This is a genomic window from Desulfomonilaceae bacterium (assembly GCA_041662605.1).
In the GTDB taxonomy this organism is placed as follows: domain Bacteria; phylum Desulfobacterota; class Desulfomonilia; order Desulfomonilales; family Desulfomonilaceae; genus CAJBEZ01.
On sequence record JBAZSD010000019.1, the window covers coordinates 1 to 23,551 of the forward strand.

Annotated in this window: 20 protein-coding genes; 12 read left to right on the forward strand and 8 right to left on the reverse strand. The window is 46.7% G+C overall.

Annotation, left to right across the window (positions count from 1 at the left end):
• Positions 1-454 precede the first annotated feature (454 nt).
• The 4 genes from WC647_14070 to WC647_14085 are packed head-to-tail and all read left to right on the forward strand — an operon-like array spanning position 455 to position 4,058.
• The gene (locus WC647_14070; GenBank protein MFA6223432.1) at positions 455-1,075 is read left to right on the forward strand and encodes an FmdE family protein; all 621 of its coding nucleotides are present in this window, start codon (positions 455-457) and stop codon (positions 1,073-1,075) included.
• Complete coding sequence (locus WC647_14075; protein MFA6223433.1) at positions 1,076-2,179, forward strand: iron ABC transporter permease; 1,104 nt, start codon at positions 1,076-1,078, stop codon at positions 2,177-2,179.
• Positions 2,176-2,967, forward strand: a complete 792-nt coding sequence (locus WC647_14080; protein MFA6223434.1) for an ABC transporter ATP-binding protein — start codon at positions 2,176-2,178, stop codon at positions 2,965-2,967. The genes WC647_14075 and WC647_14080 overlap by 4 nt, the downstream gene beginning before the upstream one ends.
• Positions 2,964-4,058: an iron ABC transporter substrate-binding protein gene (locus WC647_14085; GenBank protein MFA6223435.1), complete on the forward strand. Its 1,095-nt coding sequence runs from the start codon at positions 2,964-2,966 to the stop codon at positions 4,056-4,058. The genes WC647_14080 and WC647_14085 overlap by 4 nt, the downstream gene beginning before the upstream one ends.
• 70 nt (positions 4,059-4,128) lie before the next feature.
• Here the strand turns inward: WC647_14085 and WC647_14090 are convergent, their stop codons facing one another.
• The 4 genes from WC647_14090 to WC647_14105 form a co-directional block, all read right to left on the reverse strand.
• Complete coding sequence (locus WC647_14090) at positions 4,129-4,389, reverse strand: hypothetical protein (GenBank protein ID MFA6223436.1); 261 nt, start codon at positions 4,387-4,389, stop codon at positions 4,129-4,131.
• Positions 4,390-4,696: 307 nt separating this feature from the next.
• Entirely contained in the window at positions 4,697-5,314 is a 618-nt protein-coding gene (locus WC647_14095) for a methyltransferase domain-containing protein (GenBank protein ID MFA6223437.1), read from the reverse strand.
• A gap of 120 nt (positions 5,315-5,434) precedes the next feature.
• Positions 5,435-7,246, reverse strand: coding sequence for a hypothetical protein (locus WC647_14100; protein ID MFA6223438.1), 1,812 nt, complete (start codon positions 7,244-7,246; stop codon positions 5,435-5,437).
• Between the two features lie 374 nt (positions 7,247-7,620).
• Positions 7,621-8,085 carry a cache domain-containing protein gene (locus WC647_14105; GenBank protein MFA6223439.1) on the reverse strand — a complete coding sequence of 155 codons (465 nt, stop codon included), beginning with the start codon at positions 8,083-8,085 and terminating at the stop codon, positions 7,621-7,623.
• Between the two features lie 139 nt (positions 8,086-8,224).
• On the opposite strand from WC647_14105, the gene WC647_14110 reads away from it, so the two are divergent.
• The 8 genes from WC647_14110 to WC647_14145 all read left to right on the forward strand — a co-directional run bounded on the left by WC647_14110 (position 8,225) and on the right by WC647_14145 (position 17,869).
• Positions 8,225-9,547, forward strand: coding sequence for a hypothetical protein (locus WC647_14110; protein ID MFA6223440.1), 1,323 nt, complete (start codon positions 8,225-8,227; stop codon positions 9,545-9,547).
• Positions 9,544-10,647, forward strand: coding sequence for a histidinol-phosphate transaminase (hisC, locus tag WC647_14115; GenBank protein MFA6223441.1), 1,104 nt, complete (start codon positions 9,544-9,546; stop codon positions 10,645-10,647). The genes WC647_14110 and hisC overlap by 4 nt, the downstream gene beginning before the upstream one ends.
• A 31-nt stretch (positions 10,648-10,678) precedes the next feature.
• On the forward strand, positions 10,679-12,973 hold the full coding sequence (locus WC647_14120; GenBank protein MFA6223442.1) for a xanthine dehydrogenase family protein molybdopterin-binding subunit: 2,295 nt from the start codon (positions 10,679-10,681) through the stop codon (positions 12,971-12,973).
• A gap of 13 nt (positions 12,974-12,986) precedes the next feature.
• Positions 12,987-13,457 carry a (2Fe-2S)-binding protein gene (locus WC647_14125; protein MFA6223443.1) on the forward strand — a complete coding sequence of 157 codons (471 nt, stop codon included), beginning with the start codon at positions 12,987-12,989 and terminating at the stop codon, positions 13,455-13,457.
• Between the two features lie 3 nt (positions 13,458-13,460).
• Complete coding sequence (locus WC647_14130) at positions 13,461-14,303, forward strand: xanthine dehydrogenase family protein subunit M (protein ID MFA6223444.1); 843 nt, start codon at positions 13,461-13,463, stop codon at positions 14,301-14,303.
• A 60-nt stretch (positions 14,304-14,363) separates the two neighbouring features.
• Positions 14,364-15,524: an MFS transporter gene (locus WC647_14135; GenBank protein MFA6223445.1), complete on the forward strand. Its 1,161-nt coding sequence runs from the start codon at positions 14,364-14,366 to the stop codon at positions 15,522-15,524.
• Between the two features lie 124 nt (positions 15,525-15,648).
• On the forward strand, positions 15,649-16,062 hold the full coding sequence (locus WC647_14140; protein MFA6223446.1) for an ATP-binding protein: 414 nt from the start codon (positions 15,649-15,651) through the stop codon (positions 16,060-16,062).
• A 178-nt stretch (positions 16,063-16,240) separates the two neighbouring features.
• Entirely contained in the window at positions 16,241-17,869 is a 1,629-nt protein-coding gene (locus WC647_14145) for an adenylate/guanylate cyclase domain-containing protein (GenBank protein ID MFA6223447.1), read from the forward strand.
• Between the two features lie 1,709 nt (positions 17,870-19,578).
• Here WC647_14145 and WC647_14150 read toward each other — a convergent pair.
• From WC647_14150 to WC647_14165, 4 genes are all read right to left on the reverse strand, one after another.
• Entirely contained in the window at positions 19,579-20,148 is a 570-nt protein-coding gene (locus tag WC647_14150) for a DUF6125 family protein (protein ID MFA6223448.1), read from the reverse strand.
• A 241-nt stretch (positions 20,149-20,389) separates the two neighbouring features.
• The gene (locus WC647_14155) at positions 20,390-20,695 is read right to left on the reverse strand and encodes a hypothetical protein (protein MFA6223449.1); all 306 of its coding nucleotides are present in this window, start codon (positions 20,693-20,695) and stop codon (positions 20,390-20,392) included.
• 49 nt (positions 20,696-20,744) lie between these two features.
• Positions 20,745-21,968, reverse strand: coding sequence for an acyl-CoA dehydrogenase family protein (locus WC647_14160; GenBank protein ID MFA6223450.1), 1,224 nt, complete (start codon positions 21,966-21,968; stop codon positions 20,745-20,747).
• 70 nt (positions 21,969-22,038) lie between these two features.
• A complete protein-coding gene (locus WC647_14165) occupies positions 22,039-23,550 on the reverse strand; it encodes an AMP-binding protein (GenBank protein ID MFA6223451.1) in 1,512 nt (503 codons plus the stop codon).
• Position 23,551 lies beyond the last annotated feature (1 nt).

Sequence of the window (23,551 nt, forward strand, 5' to 3'; positions counted from 1 at the left end):
TAAAAGACCTTGTGACATAATTAATTAACCTCGTTGGTGATGGTTTCTCTGTGATAAAAGAATACTATCATCTTGATTTATCAAGAACAACGAGGTTTTTTACTTTTTTTCGCGAAGGATCATGGAAATTTAGCTGGCGCTTCGTTTGAAGCAGTCTTGACGTGTCAAAAACGTAGTGTTATGATATTGATGTTAGTAGCACCTGTGTCTGATATTGCTATGCGTTACTATCAGGACTTTTGTTCCGTAACGAAACCAAAGTAAATGTAATAGAATTTATATGCTGTTTGCGACTGTTGGAGACTGCCTACGTTATGATCAAGGATTTCACTAAACTTAAAATCAGGACAGGGGTTTCGAAGTGATTTTAAACCCTTTTCCCAACTTGGTCATCACAATTTCTCATGATCGGAATGATACAGAAATCAGTTAGAACACCAGAAAGGTATCATATATGGAATCAACAGAAATCCTAAACACCGAATCCTGGAATCAGGCTGTCCGATTTCACGGACATATTTGTCCTGGCTTGTCGATAGGATACAAAGCCACTCTCGCTGGATTGGAATGGCTAAAGAGCAGCCGGGCGGAAGACGAAGAAATAGTTACGATTGTCGAGACAAACGCGTGCGGAGCTGACGCTGTTCAGTGTCTCACAGGGTGCACTTTCGGCAAAGGAAATCTGATCTTCAGAGACCACGGGAAACAGGTTTTTACTTTCGTCTCTCGATCGACAGGCAAAGGACTTAGGGTCGCCCTCAAACCAGGAGTTCTTGAACTCGATGACCGGCATCTCCAACTCATTGACCTCTTGAGATCAGACCAAGCTTCAGAAGATGAGAAGAAAGAATTTTGGCGGATACACAAAAATAAGAGCATCACAATCCTTGAAAAAAATCCTGAAGAATTATTTGACCTCCGGGAAGTCTACGTGGAATTACCTCCAAAGGCCAAAATAGAGCCATCTGTGATCTGTGAGAAATGTGGCGAACCCACTATGGCATCAAAGCTCAAAGGTGTTCAAGGTCTTCGGCTATGTCCCGATTGTGCGCCGTGTAATGATAGTAGTGATTAAGTGACCTCGAGAAAATCGACTGAGATTGTATCGAACTATAAAACGTACATTAGGCGAAAGGCGCTCCTGTTCGGGATTCTGTCTTTAGCGCTAGTGGCTTTGGCGATGTATTCCATGACGGCTGGAATTTATAAGCTTTCCGTAGACAAAGTCCTCGCAGCCTTGTTGGGATCGGATGAACCTCAAGCCAGAATTGTTATCTGGAACATAAGATTTCCCAGGATCGTATCGGCAGTTGTCGCCGGCTGGGCGCTAGGGCTCTCAGGACTGGTGATCCAATGCCTTCTCAGAAACCCTCTCGGCTCGCCGTTCACGCTCGGCATTAGTCAGGGAGCCGCATTTGGAGCAGCCTTCGCAATAGTTGTTTTGGGCGCCGGGGGAGCGGCAAGTAGCGCTGCTCAAACAGGTATTGTGCAAACAGTCAGCTCGTCAGGCCCTATGACCATACGAAACTTGTATTCCGTGACTTTCTGCGCCTTCATGGGGGGACTAATAGCGACGGGAACCATTCTGGTCCTTGCCAGGTTGAAGAAGATGGCCCCGGAGGCCATCATACTTGCCGGCGTGGCATTATCGTCACTATTCGTATCAGGAACCATTCTGGTCCAATACTTCGCAACAGAAGTTGAGATTGCGTCCGTTGTCTTCTGGACTTTCGGGGATGTTGGTCGTTCAAATTGGACCGAGATCTTGTGGATGATAGTTTCGACGACTCTGGCTACTTTGTATTTTACATTCAAGCGATGGGATCTAAACGCCCTTTCAGCGGGAGAGGAGGCAGCGCTGGCATTGGGAGTGGAAGTTGAAAAGATCCGACTGCTGGGAATGTTTCTGACTGCTCTAATAGCCTCGCTTGTTACGGCCTTTCTGGGAGTTATAGCCTTCCTCGGCCTGCTTGCCCCGCATATCGGAAGACGCCTCGTCGGGGCTGACCACAGGTTCCTCCTGCCGGTTTCCTGTCTTCTGGGGTCTCTCCTCCTCCTGCTGTCTGACACTATCGGGAGGACCGTTGTAGGTTCCGGCACTCTGCCGGTTGGGGTCCTGACCTCGTTCATGGGCGCTCCCCTGTTTCTCTATCTGCTTGTAAAGGGGTATAACAAGTGATTCTATCAGTAAGGGGGATTCATTTCAGTTATAACAGCACGAGCATTCTTAAAGACGTTTCATTTGAGATGAATCCAGGCCAGATCATGGGGGTCCTGGGGGTTAATGGGGCAGGCAAGTCAACTCTTCTCAAGTGCCTCAACAGGATATTGCGTCCCCACATGGGGACGGTAATCCTGAGTGAAACTGAAATTCTTGGTTTGAGAAGGCATGAGATCGCGAAACGGATAGGCTATGTTCCCCAGCGTTATGACCAGGATCATCTGACCGTATTTGACGCTGTTCTCCTTGGACGCAAACCTCACATGAAGTGGGGCCCTACAAATCACGATATCTCAGTTGTCGAAAATGTGCTCCGAACAATGGGGCTAAGTGAATATGCTCTCCGGTCGGTCAACACGCTGAGCGGAGGACAGGCGCAAAAAGTCATCATAGCCCGGGCCTTGGCCCAGGAACCCGATGTGCTCCTACTTGACGAACCTACCAGCAATCTGGACGTTAGGAATCAGTTGGAAGTAATGGGGCTAGTGATGGACGCAGTGAAACAGAGAAACGTATGCGCAATGATTGCGATTCATGATCTGAATCTCGCTCTTCGGTTCTCGGATACCGTAATGTTTCTCAAAAAAGGCCAAGTCCACACAATACAGGATAGAGGAGCGGTGACTCCCGAAATGATAGAAGCAGTGTATGGTGTTACGGCTATAATTCGAGACGTAGGAGGTCACTCGGTCGTAGTCCCGTTGCATTGCTGTACACATCACTCAATTGGAGGAGTGGCGCAATGAAGAAGATACTGGAATTTTTTTTGGTACCGGCATTGGTGATCGTAATTGCAGCCAATCTTGAGGCGTCAAATGGGAAAACCGTAACCGTCACCGACATGGGAAAACGCTCCGTCACTGTGCCGCTTGCCCCAAAGAGGATCATCTGCCTGAGTTCCGGCACTCTCCGGCTCATCTGTTATCTTCAGGCGACTGACCGAGTGGTAGGGGTCGAGGATTTTGAAAAAACAAGACCGTATGCGCGACCTTACATCATTGCCAATGCAGAACTTACGAAGCTTCCAAGAATAGGGCCCGGTGGTCCGGGAAGTATAAACAAGGAACCCGATCTGGAAGCTGTTCTCAACGTAAAGCCCGACGTAATTTTTATTTCTTATATGGAACCACGAAACGCTGATGAACTCCAGAAGAAACTCGACATACCGGTCGTAATTCTTACTCATGGCCGATTCGCTTCTTTCGATGAGTTGGTCTACGGTTCCTTAAGGGTGGCAGGGAAAATTCTAAATAAAGAAAAAAGAGCTGAAGAAGTAATCGATTTTGTTGAAAACAAGAGGCTTGATCTAGCTTCGAGGTCAAAGGGTTTCGACGGATCACAAAAACCTTCGGTTTATGTAGGAGCTGTCGGCTATAAGGGTGTGCAGGGAATCGAAAGCTCTGACGCAAGTTTCACTCCCATGGAGTGGGTCCGGGCCAGGAACATCGCAAAAGACATTTCCAAGGGAGAGCACCTTTTCATTGATAAGGAGAAACTTTTGTCATTGAACCCATCAGTAATCTTTATTGATGGCGGAGGACTAAACCTGGTGAAACAGGATTTCGAAAAGAGGCCTGAGTTCTATAAAGGTCTTAGAGCGTTCAAAGATAACAAAGTCTATGCTCTTTATCCTTTCAATTACTATACAACGAATGTCGACACAGCCATAGCGGATGCTTACACCGTGGGAAAGGTCCTCTATCCGGAGAAGTTTGCAGATGTGAGTCTACCAGACAAGGCGGATGAAATTTACAAGTTTCTCGTAGGCAAACCTGTGTACAAGGAAATGGAAAAAGATTTCGGTCCCCTAGGCCGGGTGGTCGATTTTGGAATGTGAGAACTCAGTAATGAAATTGAGGAGCGACCGTTGCCCGGCCGCCCTCATGCGTCGGAACTGTGTTTACTATTTAGTGAGTGTGGTCGTGGTCCTCTTTTTCGTGTAGGGGATGGGAATGATCGTGAAATCCGTGATCTCCTGAGTGATCGTGGCTGTGAGTTACCGCTCCGCCGTTGTGATCATGTTCATGCTTATGTTCGTGTGAATGCTCATGGGCGTGGGCGTGGGAGTGTTCGTGGATGTGTTTCGTGTCGCCATGAAAATGTTCGTGGCTATGGATGTGCTTGTGATCATGGGCGTGTAAATGCTCATGTTCGTGGTTGCCTTGCATTGGGGGCTCCTTTTTTTCAATAGACGTGTTGCGAAACATTCGCCGTTCTAATTCCACGGTAAGAGCCCCAACTAAATTTGTCAATAGTGTAGCACACTTAAGTATTCCAGTCGCTCTCAACACACACGTCTAGTTCAATAAGACGTGGTTCACGGCCTTCAATGGAATAAACGTCACATCGAGTAACATTGTTTTATGCGCATGAAGGTAAACGAACCTATACGGTTGCTGATTTGACGTCCTGACGGTCGTCAGCAGACAGGCTTCCTTCCTTCCCCATATTCTAATTGCGCGTCAGCATTTTGCATCAGGGCAGATTACGCGGGACGGCTTTCAAGAGGTAGCCGTTTTCATCGTCATAGAGCAACACGACAGTCATGTTGACCGATGCGAATATATCCCTCATTTCATTAAGGGTGGGTAAAAAATCTTGCGCTACGGCAGGATTGGTTTTCCGATGCAGATCATTGATTTCAGAAGAACTCATCAAATGGCTTACCACAAACAGACCAGAAGGTTTAAGGGCCGAACACAATTTCGTTACTACCGCATACTTATCATCGAAATGAGGAAACACATTGTGGCAAATTACCGCATCGAATGAAGAGGGTTCGAGCATAGCGTCTTCTATTGTTCCACAAGTCAATTGTACGTTTGAATACCCTTCTAGACGTCCCCTGGCCTTTTCCACCATCTTAGGACTAATGTCACTCGCCTGCACCGAGCCATTTGGACCTATCCTTTCAGCGATGATCCGTGTTAATCGACCTGTTCCACAACCAGGTTCAATCACTTTAACCCCGGGACAAACGGCTCCAGCTTCGAGGATTCGATCGATCTTTCGGAGGTCAACTACACCATATTCTCGGGCGGACCAGTCAGAATCCACCTCAGAGTTGAAGAAATCAGCCTTAGCTTTGTTCAATGCGCCTCTCCAAAAGTTCGAAACAGGTTATTCCCGATTTATGATTAAAGGACCGTCCCATTGTGGACGGTCCGCGGTAATAGAAACCCCACATACAAGAATGAACTGTCAGGAAGGTTATCAGAAATCAACCGTCAGAGCTACTTCTCCACCGATGATCGGGTCAATTGTCCTGTCTGGATTAGTCCCAAATGGATAATTTGGGGTGTTGTTATTATAGTTGGTCCTTGTCTCTCTATTCCAGTCCGGCACGCTTCTGTCTATGCACGCGAAGTTGAACCATTTGCCAGGTTCCCAGTAAGCCAGCGTACCTCTCAGTCTATATTTCTCGAGGAGTTTCCATTCCATTCCAGTAGTTACTTCCCAGCCGAGGGACGTATCAGGGATATTAGGAGCGCCATCATTGTTCTGGTAGCCAACATACGGAATCCATTTGATTATACTCGCTATTGCGGTCGCTGGAGCGTTAACCACTGGAGTAACCTTTGGGTCCTTGGTCGGCCTCAAATATCCCCAACTATATCCGTTGGTCGACCTCTGGGCCCAGAGAAAAGACCCGAACAAATTTAGGTTGGCGGCCACTGCGTAATCGAACCTCGCTGCGGCGACTTCGGCAGCGTTGAAATATCCGTTCCTGGATGTGTCATACGCTCCCACACCTGAGCCGTAAACGTAACCCAGCAGGTATGAATATGGCCGGAACACACTGTAATTCCCCTGTCCGGGCGCCTGAAAATAAGCCTGGTCGTCGTAGACGTACCCTCCCCTTCTGTCAGACCCGGGGAGATAAGCGTAAAGCAAAGATACTTTTGACGGCCCTAAAAGCGCCCCGAATTCAAACATGCGGCGCCAGGATTCCACAGTGTATCGAAGTCCCTTGCCTCTCAAACTATTTGCTCCCGCAAGAGGTTCAGCAATCCCGTAAGCGGTCTGGCTGTTCTCGTACCAATAGGCCCACTCTGTGTTAAAGAAAAACCGGCCGTCATTGTATTTAAGGTAAATCGTCCCATGATACTGGTCGAGGTCGTTGGGATTGAATCTGTTGAATCCTTCGGGACCGTTATCAGGAACACCAGGCGCAGCTAGCGTGGTCTGCGTATAAGTAGCGTTCCTCGCCTCAGCGCCCGCGTGCCACCCCTGCCAGGCCAGGAAAACGCCGGAGTCAATCGGCCCTGCCTGGTAAGTGGTGAAGTATCTTAACGCCCACGACATTATCCCGCTTCTGTCGAAGAGATTATAGTATGGGAAGCTGGGAGGCAGCCTTAAGTTCGGATTGTCTCCAACTTTTCTGGCAGCGATTTGACTGTTAGGCGGTTCCGGCCAGAAGGGCCTCACAGCAAAACTGATCCTGAACGGGCCATAAGGCGCCACGATGGCCACACCTTCAGTCGTGTTGTTAGCCTCGCCATTATATTGCAAGCCTGTTCCAAAGGCCTCCGCCCGCTTCCCGACAACGATAATTCCCCATGGGGTTTGCGCGTCCACCCACCACATGGTCCACTGGCCGTCTGAGGTTGCCACATCCACACCAGGTCTCGTATTTGTTATGTAATCTGAAGCGTAAGGGTCGCCATAATTGCCTAGCCTGTATTTGCCCCTGAATCTTACGGCGTTGGTGAGTCTGAACTCTGGCCATAGCTCAAGATATTGATAGTGGCGGCCAGCGTTGGAACCAGAAACAAGATCATTTACCTGAAAACCAAACCAGCCGTTTAGTCCTTTGTAATCACCTGCTGGGATCAGTGTGGAACCTGTCGACTTGTCGACGTTGTAGCTGCCAAAAAATCCACCAGTTCCCGTCTGGCTGTATTGCTCATAAATGTAGTTAAAAGTTCCATTCATACTGAATTCCCATGCGCCTGAAGTGGAAACTCCGAATGATGAAAAAACTAATATGGCAAGGCAAACAACTAGCGCATGCACTAAGCGCATAATAATCCCTCCAGAATTTTCGCAGTCCTCCGGACAGACCACCATCGTATGGCTTTCTCATTGCCATAAGAAACCGAAACGCTACGCCGAACTGGCGGTCCGTATACGGAGTTGAATTTTGCAGTAAATAGTATGTTTCTAGATTACATGCTACCAGGTAGCATGTCAAGGGAAAAAGTGGCACATCAAATTTGTTTGCCCCACCAATCCCCGAGGGGTTCAATTAATTTCTGCACGGGATGTTTTAAACAAATTTATCTAGATGAACGGTGGGGCCGATAAGAAACAAGTTAGGAATGACCGGAAAATACTCCCAATTGGTTGTTTCCGACCTCAGATTTTTCAGTGGGGGCGGCGTGAGATTTAAAAGCTATCTATTTTGGATAATAACCCGCTCCTATGTACATGTCCTGACCAGGAACCCGCATGATAAAGGTCTTTTTGAGAGAAGGCTCCTTTTCGTTTGGTTTAGGCCACCAGTATTCCACCCAACCAGAACCTGGGTTTACGGCCATTTCCTTAAATTTGATAAAAAACTGGTTCCCTTTGGAGTCTTTTAGATTGGTCAAGTCCGGACCGACTAGCTTGTCAGCGGCAAAAGGATGAGCTGTCGCTGTGACCTTATTCAGAGAACCAGCGAACAGATATAAGTCTCCTTTAACAAAGGGGCCTTTCGGATCGCCAATAGCCTTCAATGTTGCATCCGGTCCTTTTTCTTTGGCCATGGCCACACCTTTTTCTACAAGAGCTTTGGTATCAGCCGCTTCGTCAGCGACCGCCAAGCCGGCGCACATCAATCCCAGACACAAGGTCATACACAAAGCCAAAAGCTTTCTCATATTTTCCCTCACTGATGTTTAGTAACCCCAAGAATTTACCGCCCGCCATTGATGTTAGTTCTTTAACACCATTTTCTTAAAGATTTCAACCGTCAGATTGTCTATAATCCTCCAAAACTCTTTTCTGGAGGAGACTCAATTGCAGTCGCTGTCTTTGCGTCAAACCAGGCTAACAATAAATTGCGACCAGAAGCTGACTCGTGTTGTGACGTCGTTTGTTGAGAACGCCGGGATTTGTTTTGGTCTGGAACCCGAAAGCGCCCTGGACCTGACTCTTGCATCCGAGGAAATCTTCAATTATCTCTCGTTCACTGGAGTACAGGGAGAACAGCTCACTCTTACATGCCGCCAAGGCGGTTATTTTGTTGACCTTGAATTTGAGTTCCACTCTGAAGAGTTTGGGCTTTCAATGTTTAACCTCACAGCGGCAAACTCGGTTGAAAATGACAACGCGGTGCTGGAAACCGGCCTTCTGATAGCGTCAAGACTGGTGGATCGATTTTCATTTTTCAGGCAAGATAGTTTATCAATGCTGATCCTGGAGAAAGAGAAATCTTATCCCACCATCGGAGAAAGCCTTGAAAAACAACCGGGGCCGCTTAAGAACTCCGTCATAAAACGTCCTGATTTAGAGGAGGTTAAACTTTTCGTTCGCTATGTGACGCAAAATTATGGTGCATGTGTTGTTCCATCCAGCTTTCAGACTCCAGGTAAAGTCGCTGACATGGTTAAGTATGGGCATTACGATGTTGCTATCGCTTCCGACAATTCCGGCGCTATTGGTGGCGGAATTGTTTGGAGCTGGAAGAATGAAAAACTCGTAGAGTTTTTTGGTCCCTTTGTCTTCGGTCAGCGGGAATATTCCACTATACCGGTTGAACTGGCTGATCACATGATATCGTCGATTGCTCGAACCACTGCGATGGGGCTTATGACACAATCTCCCAGCCCTGATTTGCCTACTGATTACTTTGAGCCGCTCGGAGCCATCAGCAGCATTAAACCAGGACAGGAATCCTGTGAATCAAACTCTTATTACCGCCACTTGCGGGAAGATCCTGGAACCTCTGTATGGGCGCATAGATTGATCGAAGAATTCTTGATCCAAGAATATCGCAAGCATGTTCTTGCCCGTCGAATTAACCTTGTCACCAGCGAAGGAGAAAATAAATCTCAAGATTCAGTGATTGCGACGGAACTTGACAAGTCGATCAGCAAGGCTACTCTCAAACCGATATGGTGGGGACATGACGACCTTTCGCTTCTGCACGCCCACATACGAGCGCTTGTTCAGGAAGGAGTCTTCAATATTTTCTTTGAAATGGATTTAGGCCGACCATGGGAATGTCATTTTACAACAAGCCTTCTTGGATCGGGTTTTGAGCCACGTCTAATTTTACCTTACGCCGGGTCTAGTGACATCTTGATTTTTCAACACATAGGGAGCGCAGGCGTCTTATGAGTTCGTGGTCTCCAGAAAAACTATTGCCTGAGTACGTCAGGACTTTTGAATCATACATACCAAGCAAACCAGACCAGGAATTGGCAAAGCTTTACGGCTGCTCCAGAATCTTCAGGCTCAACAACAATGAAAACGCTCTGGGCCCTCCTCCGGCGGCTCAAGAAATTCTTAAAATGTTTGACCCCAGGCGAGTGTCTAATTACCCAAGTGGAGACAGTTATTATCTCCGTAGAAAATTGGCCGAAAAATATGGAAAAGATCCGGACCAGTTTCTGGTCGGTAATGGAGCGAATGAGGTCATTGGTTTTGTCATCAAGGCATTTTGCGAAAAAGGAAATGACATCATCACAGCAGACAAGACGTTTGCAGTTTACGAATGGATAGCAAAATTTTCAGGTATTGAAACCAGGCTTGTCCCACTGAAAGATTTTACCTTTGATGATGACGCCATATTAAGAAACATCAGTTCCAACACAAAGGTAATTTTCATCTGTAATCCTAATAACCCTACAGGAACTTATTGGTCATCAAAAAAACTCGAGAGATTTCTTCAGAAAATTGACAAACGGACAGTCGTAGTTGTGGATGAGGCCTATCACGAGTTTGTAGAACAGGATGACTACCCTGATGGCATGTCATTTATAGACAGATATCCAAATCTTGTAGTTTTCAGAACCTTTTCCAAAATGTATGGACTGGCTGGTCTTCGTATAGGATACCTGGTCGGGAACCTGAAAACCGTTGAAGTAATAAGAAAAACTTGCATAGTCTACTCTGTTAACGTCATGGCTCAGGAAGCGGCGCTGGCGGCCATCGACGATGATGAACACGTTACCAGAACCTGTCGCCTGGTTCGAAATGGCAAGACTTTTTTGACTTCTGAACTCCGGATTCTCGGCTTACCTTACCGATGTGGCGAAGGGAATTACGTCATGATCAAACTGCCTATGAATGACAGTCTAGCCTATCGGAGACTCATGACTGCTGGTGTAATGGTACGCTCCATGACCGGATTTCGTTTTCCTAATTACATTCGTGTAACTATTGCACATGATGAGGCAATGAGGGCGCTCGTGGCCGCGCTCTCTGATATTTTGTAAATCTGAACGTCAGAGGCATTAAAGTCCGGTCATGAAAAATATGTCAATAAACATAGGATCAAGTCTGGTCAGGCCGGACGCCATAGATAAGGTTACCGGCCAAGCGAAGTTCGCCACTGATTATTATGGGGAAGACCACATTTGGGCCGGGGTCAAAAGGGCCGGCGTTCCTCACGCTGTACTCAGGCATATAGATACATCTGGAGCTTCGGCTATGCCTGGGGTGATCGCTGTTCTCACTCACGAACATATTAATGGCACAAACAGACAGGGGGTAGTGAGGAAAGATCAGCCCGTTCTGGTGGACGACAAGATCCGGCATTGCGGCGACGCTGTGGCCCTGGTAATAGCCGAGACAAAAGCTGCTGTGGAAGCGGGGATTAGAGCTATCAGGATCAGCTTTGATCAACTCGAATCCGTAACAGACGTGAGACGTTCGATGGAGCCGGGCGCGCCTCTGGTTCATGAAAACCATGAGACGGGAAATATTCTCTTGCAGGGCCAAATTTCAGTAGGCGCCGGCTCGTCGGGTGAAAAAGACTGTGCTGTCATGGTCGAGGCGACTTTTGAAACCCAGTGGCAGGAACACGCTTACCTGGAAACTGAAAACGGATGGGCGAGGCTTGACGATCAGGGTCGCATTGAAATTATCTGCTCAACTCAAGCGCCGTTCCGAGACCGTGTCGAAATAGCGGAGGCGCTCGGCATGAATCCGCAGGACATCCGGGTTATCGTTCCATACATCGGTGGAGCATTCGGTGGCAAAGATGGCATAACCGTGCAGACATTGTTGGCCCTCGCCGCTCAACACTCCAACGGTCGTCCCGTCAAGATGTGGTGGGATCGGGAAGAATCTTTTCTAGCCGGCGCTAAACGTCATCCTGCCACGATGTGTTATCGTCTCGGAGCCAAACAAGATGGATCACTGCACTTTCTTGAGGCTGATATCACTTTGGATACTGGTCCCTACGACCATCTGGGTGGAGTGGTGCTTGCCTTGGCCATGGAGCACTCAGGAGGAGCGTACCGGATTCCCAATGGCCTTATTAAAGGCCGATGTGTTTACACTAACAATCCCATTGGCGGCGCGTTCAGAGGTTTTGGAGTTACCCAGGCCACATTTGGCATAGAAAGGGCCGTGGACATGCTGGCTCATAAAATGGGCAAGGATCCTTTGGAAATTCGCCTCAAAAACGCTTTGAGAAAACGGGACCAAAATTTTGTCGGTAAAACGCTTACAACGTCCACCGGAATCGTAGAATGCCTTGAAACGCTATCAAAAAATCGGCTCTGGGCGGAAAGATCAAAATGGATAGAATCCGCTGGTCGGTTTAAACGTAGGGGAGCAGGAATATCGACCATGGCCCATGCGTCCGGTTATGGGCCGGTAGTGCCCGATTACGCGAACGCAAAAATAGAATTAACTCCTGAAGGCAAAGTTAGAATTTATTGCGGCGTAGTTGACATGGGACAAGGCAACAACACGTCCAACACACAGATCGTTGGAACCATGTTGAACCAGTCGGCTGAAAACATCGAACTCATTCTGCCCGACACTGACAGAACCCTTCCTAGCTGTTCAGCGTCTGCAAGCCGCTGTGTTTACACTTTCGGTAACGCCTTGATTGTTGCGACTGATCTTATGAAAGAGAGGCTATTCCAGAAAGCGGCCGACCTCATCATGTCAAAGGATCTGCAAGAATTCGCCTTGGTTAATGGGGCGATAAAACATCTACCATCAAACAAGGAAATTTCTCTCCAACAAATGGCAAGATCAATGAACACCAGTGAGAGAACTTTCACCGGGTACTTCAGAGCGCCTGTAGCCTCGGATAGGGTAACTGAGGATCCAAGCCTGAGATTACATGGTATTCCGCACAATCTTTTTTCGTATGCGGTTGCGCTGGGGTATGTGGAAGCTGATGAGATCACTGGGCAAGTCAAGGTTGAAAAATACCTCACAATCAGCGATTGCGGTACTGTGCTCAATCCTCTGCTTTATGAACAACAAATTCAGGGGGGAGTCTGCCAGGGATTGGGGTTGGCGATTTATGAGGATTTCGTGGTCAGCGGGGCTAAGGGGCTCACTGGTGACTTTTCCAAATACCTGATCCCTACGGCCATGGACATTCCTGATATAGAATCATTAGCTTTGGGGATATATGAATCCTCCGGGCCTTTTGGGTTAAAGGGCATCGGTGAAATTTCCATTAACGGTCCTTTACCTGCAATAGCTAACGCTGTTTTTGACGCCACCGGTTCAATGGTTAACAAGTCGCCGTTATCGCCCGAAAACATATTGAACGCTCTCAAATCAGACTCATAGGAGCAGGTGGGAATTGTTAATCTCGTTCAAGCTAAACGGAAATGACGTTTTTCTGGAAACTGCTCCTGATCGAAGAGTGATCGATCTTCTCAGGGAAGACATCGGACTTACAGGTTCCAAGGAGTCTTGTGGTAGAGGAGATTGTGGCTCATGCTCCATACTTGTCGATGGAGAGCAGCGTCTTTCATGTCTTATGCTGGCCGCACAGTTGGAAGGTCGAGAAATCATCACCATCGAAGGTTTTTCACTTCAACAAGACCAATTAAGTAATGTCCAGCAAAAATTTATAGAACTTGGAGCGACCCAGTGCGGTTTTTGCACACCTGGTATGGTAATAGCCGCTACTGCGCTGCTGCGAGAAAACCCTTGCCCAACAAGGGATGAGGCTAGAGAAGCCATCTCAGGAAATCTTTGCCGATGTGGAGCATACCAAAAAATACTGGATGCCGTTGAAGCTGCCGCTAAAGGAACAATTGAGCTGTGAAACATGACGGATGTATTCCTTCCACAAGATATTGACGAACTCTGGAGCCTATTGAACACGAAACCAGAGGCGGTGTTATACGCCGGCGGAACCGATCTTCTAGTCAAGAGGCGATCTGGACTGATCGACCCCCCTTCTCTTGTTTGTCTGGAGCGAATTCAAGAATTGAAAGGGGTTAGACAAGATGGCGATTGGATTTTTGTAGGCGCCCTTACAACCCACAGTCAATTGCTGTGTCACCCTATCATTGAAAATGATTATCAAGTCCTGAGTCAGGCTGTCGCGGTTCTAGGATCACCGCCGGTGAGAAACATGGGAACTATCGGTGGTAATATAGTTACGGCTTCACCTGCGGGCGACACTTTGGCTCCATGGTACGTGCTGGACGCTGAGATCGAAATCCGATCGGAGTCAACGAGCAGGAGAGTTCCGATCAGTTCGTTCATATTGGGCCCCGGTCAGGTAGATCTTCGGCGAGGAGAGATTCTCGCCGGGGTTTGGACAAAAAGACCTCAAGGTTTTCATATCCGACATTACGAGAAAGTCGGGAGACGTAACGCTTTGGCATGTGCGGTAGTCAGCATGGCAGCTTTAATGAATATTTCCGCAGATAATGCAATATCCGAAATACGCGTGGCATGGGGAAGCGTTGGTCCTACCATAATGAGATTCAGGGAAATCGAGAGTTTTCTTGTAGGCAGACCGCTGACTCCAAGGGGTCTTGGTGACGCAATCCTCCAAGTACAACAATCAGTTATCCCCATAGACGACATAAGGGCTTCCGCCAATTACAGACGTGAAGTGGCCGGTAAGCTTCTCCTTCGCCTTATCGGCTACACATCTTAACTGTGATCACGGATACGGAGATGTCAGTCTTTTGAAAACAGGATTCAGGAAACCTTTTTCATGGTGAAGAAAGAGAGCCTTTGGAGCAGGGAGTTCATTGGTATCAATGCCGTCGCTTTCTTGACGTATTGCAACATAGCAATCTTTTTTCAATTTCACGATTATCTGGCGACTCTAAACATACCCCCAAATCAAATAGGATTTCTAATAGCGTTATTTTCCATATCAGCGCTCATAATCAGGCCCATCATCAGTCCCATGGTAACGGATCAAAACTCAAAGAAATGGATGTTTACGGGTTGTTGTTTACTTATTGGCTCACTGGCGCTCTACAATTTTTCCACCGGTTTCTGGTCTATGGCAATTACGAGGGCTCTCCACGGCGCAACCTATGTGATGGTCGGAACGGCTGCGACGAGCAAACTCGTCTCAATCATCCCGAAAGACAGAAGCGCTGAGGCTTTTGGAATGGTATCCGCCATTACTTTACTGCCGTTCGCAGTTGTTCCACCTTTGATGGACCCGTTGAGTAATTTTCTGGGTGGGTTTGACGGCGCAATAAATGTCTCCGCTGCGATGATGCTCATCAATCTACCCTTAATCGGATTGTTTAAGAGTCACAACACCGAAACTACATTCAATACAAGTCGTTACACAATCAAGGATGGTTGGCTCAATCTGCGCAATCCTCAGGTATGGTCCCTGCTTGTTATAAGTCTGATTGTGTGGACGTCGTTCACAACAATATTTTTCTACCTTAAAGGATTTGGAGACCAGATCGGCATTTCCAATCCAGGGTTCTTCTTCACTGTTTCAACACTTACCGAGATGGCTGTCCGAGTTCTGGCGGGGCATTTGTTTGACAAAGCTGATAAAAAATTATTGCTCACAGCTTCGCTTGTCGTCCTGGTCGGCGGTTACGTGTCAATCGGGTTGGTGTCAGGTCCCACTGGATTTTTCATTCTTGCGTTTGCGTTAGGCCTGGGTTGGGGAATAATACTTCCCGTGATAAACGGCTTTCTGTACGATGTGTCGGAACCTGAGTTCAGAGGTTTGAACGCTAACCTGGCCACACAGATGTTTCAAGCTGGATTTTCCCTCGGCCCTCTCGCTGGTGGGATGATCTTGAGCCATTACGGATACTTCAGTCTTTTCTTGATAAGCGGACTGTTTTTGCTTACGGCCATTCCACTAACCTCACTTACAACAGCAAAACGCTAGGATGTAAACACAGGAGTGACAGGCGGGTGCAATGAATCTGAAAAATGAATACATGAACGAAGATATCCAATTGGACCCATCAAATTTGTCACGGACTTCCTCCTAAACAATGGTGGCTACTAGAGTGGAATCGCTCAAAATACCAGCAGAGATTAACCGTTTGGGCCATGCTCTGGAATTTATAAGAGAATGCTCCAGGCCGCACGGGTTTTCAAAAGACTTGATCATTAGGATTGAAGTCGTTGTAGAGGAAGTCTTCGTGAATATATGTCTTTACGCCTATGGTCCTGAACGTGGCGAAGTTCATATCAATTGTAATTCTGAAACATCTCGTGATGGAATGAGAATAGAAATAGTAGATCATGGTAAACCGTTCAACCCCTTCGAAGAAGCCCTGCCCGCTGATCGCACGCTCGATATTTCCAAAAGACACATCGGTGGATTGGGAATCTTAATGGTTCGTCAGATGACCGATGAAGTCTCCTATCTGCGGTCGACAGACGGCAACCATCTTACTCTTACCTTTTACAACAATTGACATATCAAACTCCGTCGTAATTTATCGTTTTCAATGTTTAGCCAAGATGTTCAGAAAGACATAAGCCAGAGTAACCTTTTGCACGCGCCGCCGAATTTCCGATATGGTCACAGCTCAACGTTTCCTCGGACATTGTTTTGGGTATTTGTTATATTCCCTGTCAAAGGACACTTAACCAATGGACGCTGACAATATATCGTATGGAACACGCCGTTTACTGGCTATTAATATCATTAATATCTGCATCAACATTTTGGGGGCCGCCATAACATTTGTTTGGTTTACACGTTTGCAGCCCGGCCTTATTGGTGGAGGAAATTTGTTGGCTTTGCAGGATAGAGCCATCTTTGTAATTGTAGTGATTGCCATGGCTGCGGCAATCGGTCTGCCGATGGGGTTTCGGTTTTTTTGGCCTCTCGTAAGGAAATTCAAGAGGCTGGGGGGTGAGCGCAGCAGGGTATCTGACCTACGGGACAAACTTTCAGAGTTGGCTGGAGAGTTGTTAAACGCCCCTATCAAGTTCTCGGTGATCAATCTTGTTGTATGGCTCGTTTCCGGCCTTGTATTTATTGTGGCCCCACATGTTTTTCCTGATTACTGTCCCTGGGACCAAGCTTCTGCAACGAAAATCTCGGCCTGGACTTTTTTTCTGTGCGCTCCAGTGGTTGTCACACTCGGTTACTTCATTTCTGAATCGTGGATTCGAACCACGCTAGAGGTGGCTTTTCCTGAGGAGGCCTTGGTCGCGCGCCCTAGGTCAACCCGTATAAACACCCTACCTAGACTGCTTGTGGTTTCTATAATGATTGGAGTAATGCCTCCGATAGTAATCAGCCACATTATCCTTCATCAGATCACTGAGATCCAAAACGGTAATCAGTCTATCGAAAACTTCCTTTCGCAAATGCCTCTGGCAATTGGTTTTCTAGTCAGTTTGTCGGTTGCTTTAGCAATTGTATTATCATTATTTCTTGCTCGTAGCGTTTCAGACCCTTTACAGAAGACCAGTTCGAGCATGAAAAAGATAGGACAGGGCGATCTCAACGTTAGAGTAAAAGTTGTCTCGAATGATGAGATTGGTGTGGTTGGAGAGGGCTTTAACAACATGGTCGAAGGTCTTAGAGAACGTGATTACATCAGGGAGACTTTCGGAAGATATTTGAGCGATGAGGTCGTCACCGAAATACTTCAGTCACCGGAGGGAGTAAAACTCGGCGGTGAATTGAGAAATATCACAATTCTTGTTTGCGACTTGCGTGGATTTACTGCGCTGGCTGAATCATTGGAACCGCGCAAAGTGATAGAGATACTAAATCGGTACTTCGAGAGGATGACCGATGTCATTTTTCATCACGGTGGTACTATCGACGAGTTTACGGGAGATGGAATTCTTGTTTTCTTCGGGGCCCCCAAAACAATCACGGATCATGCGCTTGTATCTGTAATCTGCGCTCTGGAAATGCAAGAGGCTCTTAAAAAGTTAAACATGGAGAATAGTCTCGTTAACCTACCTGAACTTCGAATGGGAATCGGTATCAACAGTGGAGAAGTTGTGGTCGGGAACCTTGGATCTGAAAAACGCAAAAAATATGGGGCGGTAGGTAGCCCAATCAACATGGCGTTTCGTGTTGAGAGCTTCGCAGGGGCTGATGAAATTCTCCTTGCCCCTTCTGTTTATGATCAGCGATTAGACTGTCTGGAACTAGGCCAAATAATTGAAGCCAAACTCAAGGGTTTCGATAAGCCTGTTTGTCTCCGCAAAGTGAAAGGCGTAAAAAAAGATTGCAATACCTCGTCATGGGCCTAGTGTTCGGTTCCGCCCCACTTGCTCAAGACGCCTGATCCATTGCCCTAGCAGGCTCACCAACCTGTAGAAACGACAGATACTATCTGCAGCAGTAATGTTTAGCGCTTTCGCGTATGTGGGGCGCCAAAGGCGCCACACATACGAGGCGGACCCAATCAGACTACAACCAGAAAATGATACATTCGAGAGGGACTATGCGGAACACCTCTACTCGTAGATTTTCTCATCAGCGGCTTCGGCAGCCTCCGAATCTGCTTCGTAGTCCCTGATTTCCTGCTTGGTTTTGAGCAATTCCTTGTAATATTCATTGGCGACAATAACAGACATGACTTCATACAATATACCCAGCTAACGCTGCTCCAATAAATACCCCCAAAATAGGCTGCCCGCTTCCAATACATGTCAATTTCGAATTTCCTAATATCGAGGGCATGACGGCGAGCCTTGTTGAAAAGTATCTAAATCCTCTCGCGCTCAACCCAAAGCCGATATCCAAAGAGGGTATTTATCAAAGAATTCTTGAATCCGCACAAAACGCCAATATGAAATCCGGTGTTATTGGGCGGGCAATCGGGGGTGTAGAGAGATTGTCCGTTGTATTGGAGGGGTTTAACTCATAAGCCGTTATAGATAAATATGGGTGCGATTGGGAATCTATTCTTAACGACATTGTAGAAAGGCTTGAGCCGAGGGGTAAAATAACACCCCCGCAGCATTTGGCCGCACTATTGCCAAACAATACTTTCCGCCGCGAACTTCATTGAGCAGTTTTTTTCGGCTTCGGACTTCTTTGATTGGGTTGATTTTTTTGACCGAGACGATAGAGCACGTGCAAGCCTCCCCATGCTTCTTAGTCGGGAAATTGAAGGTTTTGGTTTTGCTTTGTCATGTGATTTTCTGAAAGAAATGGGTTACATCAATTTTCCAAAGCCCGATGTTCATCTTCGTGATATTTTCACAGCCCTCGGTCTTTGTCATGATAAACCAGATGATTATCAATTGTTCAAAGCGGTTATTCGCGTCGCTATCCACACAGGGGTCAGTGCGTACAATACAGATTAGGTGTTCTGGCTGATAGGCGGCGGTTATTTCTACGGCGATATTCATATAGGTAAGCAAGGGCGGGTAGGAAGTCGCAAAATGGAATTTATCGAGCATGCAAAGCCCTTACTCGAAAACGCATAACGCCCGTGTTTTTCGGTAAGAAAACAACTCTATCCTGAAAACATTAGACAAAATGGTTTATTTTGTTCAAAGTATGAAAAGTATTTTCAATCACTGAAGCGGTTTAGGGGTTCCCCAGCCTACCTCCTTTCAATTTTATATTATGCTCTGGACGGTCAGGACAATGAATTTACCATTTCTGATTGAGGCATAACATATCGACTTTTATAATGTTTTTAGATTTATATTGAGGACGCATCTCGTTTGGACAGGCTTGTCCAAAAATTATTAACACCATTTCATCATAGTCATCACATAAAATCCGTCGAGATTTACAGCGTGCGAGTCCCAGTATATGAGACATGGGGTAAATCCGCATACGGTATCTTATAGCCCCCACCCCCATATCCATCTTCTACATCGTCCAACCCGATTCCTATAACCTGCCCGGCCAGCCACCGCTTTTTGCTTACTGTAGGTATTTTTAATATTTCCGGACCGCCCAATATTCTAGATTAGGATTACATATTGTCGAACGCTGCAAATCAGCGGCGAGCGGTAGCGAGTCCTCCTGAATTTGCATTGTTATGCATTTTTACGGAAAGAAACAACTTTATTTCTCCCGCACAAATTCCATTAACGTGCATATGGCATTTGCCAATTTCGGGGATGAACATATGCGCTATTCCAAGCGCATCAAGCCAGCATTTAATTCTGTAAAGAACACCACATTCATACTGTTCAATAACGCCTAACCTTTTAATACCAGAGTATGCAAAGCATTTGTTTTGATTAAACTCCCATGCCATTTTGTTTTTCTCTGGATAAGTAAATTGTACATTCATAAAATCAGGAATCATTAAGTTAGCTGCTTCTTCAAAAAAACCTTTAAATTCATCAAAATCTTCAATAGGCGTAATGCAATCCAACGCTTTTTTCACTCTTGCAATTTCGATTGAAGAAAGCGACTTTATCGCTGATTTGTTGAGCTTGTTTGTCGTATCAATTCCAAATTGTTGCAGACAATGAAAAAACCACATGCCATCGTGAGTCATCCAACATTTGTTTAGAAGATCCACAGTTTCTTTCTGCTGAATATTTTTTGCTTCTCGCAAAGCAACCTCCTGTTGAACGGAGTAAAGGATTTTTATTTATGCATAACAATGAGTTAAGCAGTTTCTGTATATCATCTATTTTGAAAAGTTATATCTGTAAGTCCTAAAACAGAGGCCACCTTTGCAGCCTGATCAGGACTCATGCTGTTTTGCCCTAATAAGACTGAGGCTACCCACACCGTATGGCCACCGACTATTGAAGCGATAGCTTCCCATGTAAGCAGTTTTTCCCTTTTTGTTTTTAAATAGCATCTGTTGCTTCTTTTCGAGTCATATCGCTCCTCCCTATAATCAGTAAATGTGTTACATCAACAATGTGAGCTTCGCTTATTAAGGCACAGGCGTTTAGGGTATCAAGAGAAGACTCTGGCAAAAATTGGCTTGAGGCAAATTCTTTGACTGGATTTGAACTGAGTCCCATTCTTAAAAGACCTCTCTTCAAGTTTTTCCTCGCTAATCTTTCGTAGCTATGAGAATTTGCCTCCCGCCAGCGATGGTAAGTTCCTGAAACTATTTTCTTAAATGGTTCAAGCGCTAGATTCTTCAATGTCTATTACATTCCAACAACATTTCTAATTGGTTTTTGTAAGAGACCTCTACTCGTAAATTTTCTCATCAGCGGCTTCGGCAGCCTCCGAATCCGCTTCGTAGTCCCTGATTTCCTCCTTGGTTTTGAGCAATTCCTTGTAATATTCATTGGCGACAATAACAGACATGACTTCATTCGTGCCGGTCCATATTGAAGCCAGCCTAAGATCACGGAATGTCCGTTCAATCGGATAAACATTAGTGTACCCGATTCCTCCGACGACCTGCATCGCGATATGAGAGACCTTCTGGCAGGATTCGGTCACAAATTTCTTGGTCTCTGAAACCATCTTCCGGATCAGGTTAGGTTTTTCTCCGGCATCCACAGCCTTGCAGGTTGTAAAAACAAGCGACCTGCATACATCCAGCAACATTGACGCTTCAGCGATCTGAAAACTGACACCCTGGAACTCATTTATCGTCTTTCCAAAAGCCTTTCTTCTGGTAGAATACCTAGTGGCTATTTCCAGGGCGGGCCTGGCTGCCCCTATTGTCATGGCGGCGGTCCCCAGCCTTTCAGGAACCATCATTGTGTTAAAAACCGCATATGCGCCGTTTATTTTTCCAACTACGTTGTCTTTTGGAACCTTGACATCTCTAAAGACAATGCGTCCTGCGCCACCACCTCTGCAGCCCATTAGGTCATAAAGATATTTCACATCAACCCCTGGGCCTCTGTCAACAACTAGACAGGTTAGGGCTTTATGAGGCTCAGCATTCGGATCCGTCTTCGCGTAAACTAAAAAATAATCTGCGCCTTCAGCGCCCACGATGAACCTTTTTTGCCCGTTTAACAGGAAATAGTCTCCTTTGTCTTCAGCTACTGAGGTCGTTCCAAAGAAATCCGAACCCCCTCGAGGCTCAGTGAGGCATTCGGCGGCAAAAATCTCGCCCCGCATCAACGGCTTGACATATTTCTCTTTTAGCCTGTCGGAACCGTGCAAAACTATTGCGTCACACACAAGTTCTGCGCCGACTCCAAAGACGCACGCAAAGATGTATCCGAGAGTCCCAATTTCTTCCATGACCGTCGCAGTAGAGACCCAGTCCATGTCACGGCCACCCCACTGCGACGGATACCGGCACCCAAAGAGATTTCGTTTTCCTGCTTCTTTCAGAAATTCCTTTGGGAATTTAATCTTGTCGGCGTCCATATCCAATATCATCTGCCGAGGAACCCATTTCACAAGGTCTCGCGCTTCGTCGCGTATTTTCTTCTGTTTCTCATTCAACAAGAACTCGAACATTTTATCGTTTCAACCTTTCTCAGAAAGCAAATATTCTATATTCCAAAAGCTCGATCTATTTGTGTTCGCCCAGGTCTCTCAGGGTAAATTTCATCACTTTCCCGCTCGCAGTGTGTGGTAGCTCCTCAACTATATTGAATTCTCTGGGAATTTTATATCTCGCCAGTTTTTCGGACAGGGCTCGTCCGAGGCTTTCTGGATCAATCATCTCGCCTTTTTTGGGAACGATGAAACTCACAACCGTTTCTCCCCAGTCCGGATGAGGTTTTCCAATGACAGCAGCTTCCATGACCCCTGGAAGTCCGGCGATAGCGTCTTCAACCTCTTTGGAGTATACATTCTCACCGCCAGTCACAATCATGTCTTTCAACCTGTCAACGATGTACATGTAACCATCTTCATCTACTCGGACCAAGTCTCCAGTTTTGTACCACCGTCCTTCAAACACGGATTTTGTAGCTTCCGGATTTTTGTAATAACCCTGCATCATGCTATCGGCCTGGAGCCATATTTCTCCAATATCTCCCGCTTGGGCGTCCTTGCCGTCCGTGCGGACAACCTTCAAATCAGCGCCTGGAAGGGCCCTGTTCCCAATGGAACCGGCCTTGCGGACCTGATCTCTCGGGAAAAGTGTAGTTCCCGTCGGACCTGCTTCAGTCATTCCATAAACCTGGTAGAAGTTCTCTGATCTGTACGACTGTATGACCATACGAGCAGTATCAGGAGCCATAGGGCCACCGCCATAAATCCAGCAGCGCATTGAGGACAGGTCAAACTCTTTAAATTGGGGGATCATCTGAATCGGTAGGATGTATGATATTGGCGCTCCGAAATACACTGTGCATTTTTCCTGTTGCGCTGCCTGTAAGAAATGTAGAGGATGATATTCCCTTATCAGAACGGTTACGCCCCCAACATACTGAATGCCCATAAACCAGTTGTTCAACGGAGATGAGTGCCAGATAGGCATAGCCATTAGCATTCGATCCGTCTCATCGAGTTTCATAGCCATCGCCCCAGTGATCCCGGCCATTACAACCCCGCGATGAGTATGCAGGCACCCTTTGGGCTTACCGGTAGTACCGCTTGTGTACAGTATCTCCGCTATGTCCGAATCTGAAATGGTTACAGGATCGAAAGACGGCGCGTTAGAAAGCAATTCCTCCAACTGCTCAAATCCCTCCGAAGGGCTATCCATACTGATTTTTCTGATCGAGCCGGGAATTTTTCGAGCCAATTCTGCAAGAGATCCATCAAAAAAGAATATCTTTGACTCACTGTGGTTGATTATATAGTCAACTTCCGGGGCTGCGAGTTTGTGGTTGATAGGCGTCACAGCGCCCCCAGCCTTGAGTATTCCATAAAAAGTGAAAACAAAAGCGGGCGTGTTCTGGCTCATTATGGCCACCTTGTCGCCCTTCTTTATTCCCATGCCCTGGAGGAACGCGGCCACCCGTTCAGCCTGCTCCTTGGTTTCCAGGAAAGTCCAACTTCTCCCTCCTGCTCTTAGGCAGTCCTGAGACCCAAATTTCTTGGCGTTGATATCCATAATCTGCGTAATGTTCATA

Excerpts from the sequence above, each read along its gene's own strand:
- WC647_14070 (MFA6223432.1), top strand. The coding sequence starts at position 455 with ATGGAATCAACAGAAATCCTAAACACCGAATCCTGGAATCAGGCTGTC.
- WC647_14085 (MFA6223435.1), top strand. The coding sequence starts at position 2,964 with ATGAAGAAGATACTGGAATTTTTTTTGGTACCGGCATTGGTGATCGTA.
- WC647_14090 (MFA6223436.1), bottom strand. The coding sequence starts at position 4,389 with ATGCAAGGCAACCACGAACATGAGCATTTACACGCCCATGATCACAAG.
- WC647_14100 (MFA6223438.1), bottom strand. The coding sequence starts at position 7,246 with ATGCGCTTAGTGCATGCGCTAGTTGTTTGCCTTGCCATATTAGTTTTT.
- WC647_14105 (MFA6223439.1), bottom strand. The coding sequence starts at position 8,085 with ATGAGAAAGCTTTTGGCTTTGTGTATGACCTTGTGTCTGGGATTGATG.
- hisC (MFA6223441.1), top strand. The coding sequence starts at position 9,544 with ATGAGTTCGTGGTCTCCAGAAAAACTATTGCCTGAGTACGTCAGGACT.
- WC647_14120 (MFA6223442.1), top strand. The coding sequence starts at position 10,679 with ATGAAAAATATGTCAATAAACATAGGATCAAGTCTGGTCAGGCCGGAC.
- WC647_14130 (MFA6223444.1), top strand. The coding sequence starts at position 13,461 with ATGACGGATGTATTCCTTCCACAAGATATTGACGAACTCTGGAGCCTA.
- WC647_14135 (MFA6223445.1), top strand. The coding sequence starts at position 14,364 with ATGGTGAAGAAAGAGAGCCTTTGGAGCAGGGAGTTCATTGGTATCAAT.
- WC647_14145 (MFA6223447.1), top strand. The coding sequence starts at position 16,241 with ATGGACGCTGACAATATATCGTATGGAACACGCCGTTTACTGGCTATT.
- WC647_14165 (MFA6223451.1), bottom strand. The coding sequence starts at position 23,550 with ATGAACATTACGCAGATTATGGATATCAACGCCAAGAAATTTGGGTCT.